Here is a 3,073-nt window from a genome sequence, read left to right on the forward strand (position 1 = left end):
CCTGGCGGCGGCGGCCGCCGCCGGAGGGGCCCGATGATCGCCCGGCTGCGCGGCCAGCTCCTCGACAAGCGCCCGCCCACGGTGGTCGTCGAGGCCGCCGGCGTGGGCTACGAGGTGGACACCCCCCTGTCGACCCTCGAGTCGCTGCCCGAGATCGGCGCCGAGGTCACCCTCCACACCCACCTCAGCGTGCGCGACGACGGCCACGCCCTCTTCGGCTTCCGCAGCCGCAGCGAGCGCGACCTCTTCCGGCGGCTGATCCGGGTCTCCGGCGTCGGGCCGAAGCTCGCCCTCGCCCTGCTCTCCGGGGTCGACGGCGAGGAGCTCGTGCGCTGCGTGCGCGACGACGACCCCAAGCGGCTCACCCAGGTCCCCGGCGTCGGCCGCAAGACCGCCGAGCGGCTCGTCGTCGAGCTGCGCGACCGGCTCGAGCAGGAGCTCGCGGTGCTCCCCGGCAAGCCCGCCGCCCCCGCCGAGGGCGAGGCGGCGCCGGCCGGCGGCGACGCCCTCGAGGAGGCGGTCGAGGGGCTCGTCGCCCTCGGCTACAAGCAGCCCGAGGCGGCGCGCATGGCCCGCGCCGTCGCCGAGCCGGGCCTCGGCTGCGAGGCCCTGATCCGCCGCGCCCTGCAGCGCGCCGCGCCGAGGGGGGGCTAGGCGATGGCGGCGAGCGGCGAGACGCCGGAGCGGCTCTTCGACCCCGCCGCCCACGGCGAGGAGGCCGCCGCCGAGCGCGCCCTGCGCCCGGACACCCTCGCCGAGTACGTCGGCCAGGAGGCGGTGCGCGAGCAGCTCGAGATCTTCATCCGCGCCGCCCGGGGCCGCGGCGAGGCCCTCGACCACACCCTGCTCTTCGGCCCGCCGGGGCTCGGCAAGACCACCCTCGCCCACATCGTCGCCCACGAGATGGGCGCGAGCCTGCGCCAGAGCTCCGGGCCGGTGCTCGACCGCCCCGGCGACCTCGCCGCCATCCTGACCAACCTCGAGCCCCACGACGTCCTCTTCATCGACGAGATCCACCGCCTCTCGGCCGTCGTCGAGGAGGTCCTCTACCCGGCCATGGAGGACTTCCGCATCGACATCGTCATCGGCGAGGGCCCCTCGGCGCGCTCGATCAAGCTCGACCTGCCGCCGTTCACCCTCGTCGGCGCCACCACCCGCGCCGGGCTGCTGACCTCGCCGCTGCGCGACCGCTTCGGCATCGTCCAGCGCCTCGCCTACTACCCCGTCGGCGAGCTCACGCGCATCGTCGAGCGCTCGGCGCAGCGCCTCGGCATCGCCGCCGAGCCCGAGGGCGCCGGCGAGATCGCCCGCCGCGCCCGCGGCACCCCCCGCGTCGCCAACCGCCTCCTGCGCCGGGTGCGCGACTTCGCCGAGGTCCGCGCCGACGGGCGCATCACCGCCACGGTGGCCGCCGAGGCCATGGCGCTGCTCAACGTCGACCGCAACGGCCTCGACGAGCAGGACCGCCGCCTGCTCGAGGCCGTGGTGCACAAGTTCGGCGGCGGCCCCGTCGGGCTCGACAACCTCGCCACCGCCGTCGGCGAGGAGCGCGGCACCCTCGAGGACGTCGTCGAGCCCTACCTCATCCAGGAGGGCTACCTGATGCGCACGCCCCGCGGGCGCACGGCCACGGCGCACACCTACAGCCTGCTCGGCCTGCCCGGCCAGCAGCCCGGCGCGTCCGACCTCCTCGGCGAGTGACCCGCGCACCGGCCGGAACTTGTCCTGCCCGGCACCTGTCGCTAGATTGGGCGATCAGCCGTGGATAGCGCCGCAAGCCGATGACCGCCGACACCTCGATCCTCCAGCTCGTCCTCGAGGCCAGCCTCCCGGTCCAGGCCGTGATGCTCGCCCTGCTGCTCGCCTCCATCAGCTCCTGGGCGCTGATCCTGGGCAAGCGCCGGTCGCTGCGCCGGGCCGAGCAGGGCGCCGTGGACTTCGAGGAGGCGTTCTGGTCCGGCGGCAACCTCGCCGAGATCTACCGCCGCCTCGGCGAGGAGGGCGAGGAGCCCGCCGGGCTCGAGCGCGTCTTCCGCGCCGGCTTCCAGGAGTTCTCGCGCATGCGCAAGCACAGCGCCGCGTCGCCGGGCTCGGTGGTCGACGCCGCCCGGCGGGCCATGCGCGTGTCGGTCAGCCGCGAGATCGACGACGCCGAGCGCCACCTGCCCTTCCTCGCCACCGTCGGCTCGGTCAGCCCCTACGTCGGCCTCTTCGGCACGGTCTGGGGCATCATGACCTCCTTCCGCGCCCTCGCCGGGCAGCAGCAGGCGAGCCTGGCCACCGTGGCCCCGGGCATCGCCGAGGCGCTGATCGCCACGGCCCTCGGCCTGTTCGCCGCCATCCCGGCGGTGGTCGCCTACAACCACTACAGCAACCGCACCGAGCGCCTCGCCAACCGCTACGAGACCTTCGTCGAGGAGTTCACGAGCATCCTCCAGCGCCACACCCACGCGGCCGCCACGGCGCCGCAGCGGTAGGGGGAGGGAGCAGGCGTGGCGCGGGTCACCCCCACCGGGGCGCGGCGCAGCCGGCGGAAGCCGATGGCGGAGATCAACGTCGTCCCCTACATCGACGTCATGCTCGTGCTGCTCGTGATCTTCATGGTTACCGCCCCGCTGCTCTACCACGGCGTCGAGCTCGACCTGCCCGAGACCCGCAGCGAGCCCCTCGACGAGGAGCAGCAGGAGCCGGTGATCGTCAGCATCGACGCCGACGGCCGGCTCTACCTGAACATCGCCGAGGAGCCCGAGGCCGCCCTCGGCCGCGAGGCCCTGCTCGAGCGGATCCGCGCGGTGATGCGCCAGAGCCCGCAGCGCCGCGTCCTCGTGCGCGGCGACCGGCGCGTGCCCTACGGCGAGGTCGTCGCCCTCATGGCGCAGCTGCAGGGCGCCGGGGTGCCGAGCCTCGGGCTGATGAGCCGGCCGGCGGCCGGCGAGGGCTGAGGCGCGGCGGATGGAGCGGCTCAAGGCACGCCTGCGCAGCGCCCTCCCGGCCGCCCGCCAGGGCGAGGAGCAGGACTACCGCGCCCGCTTCGAGCTCCTCGACGCCTTCCGCGGCGAGCGCACCGACGGGC

Annotated in this window: 4 protein-coding genes; all 4 read left to right on the forward strand. The window is 75.2% G+C overall.

From position 1 onward, the window contains the following. On the forward strand, positions 1-654 hold a 654-nt coding region (gene ruvA, locus CKO13_RS11430), incomplete at its 5' end, for a Holliday junction branch migration protein RuvA (RefSeq protein ID WP_242468021.1). 3 nt (positions 655-657) lie between these two features. Next, a complete protein-coding gene (gene ruvB / locus CKO13_RS11435; protein WP_200261137.1) occupies positions 658-1,701 on the forward strand; it encodes a Holliday junction branch migration DNA helicase RuvB in 1,044 nt (347 codons plus the stop codon). An 80-nt stretch (positions 1,702-1,781) separates the two neighbouring features. Next, complete coding sequence (gene tolQ / locus CKO13_RS11440) at positions 1,782-2,477, forward strand: protein TolQ (protein ID WP_200261139.1); 696 nt, start codon at positions 1,782-1,784, stop codon at positions 2,475-2,477. 15 nt (positions 2,478-2,492) lie between these two features. Beyond that, a complete protein-coding gene (gene tolR, locus CKO13_RS11445) occupies positions 2,493-2,942 on the forward strand; it encodes a protein TolR (RefSeq protein WP_338034646.1) in 450 nt (149 codons plus the stop codon). Positions 2,943-3,073: the final 131 nt, after the last annotated feature.

Origin of the sequence: Halorhodospira neutriphila (genome assembly GCF_016584055.1) — a bacterium.
Lineage (GTDB): Bacteria > Pseudomonadota > Gammaproteobacteria > Nitrococcales > Halorhodospiraceae > Halorhodospira > Halorhodospira neutriphila.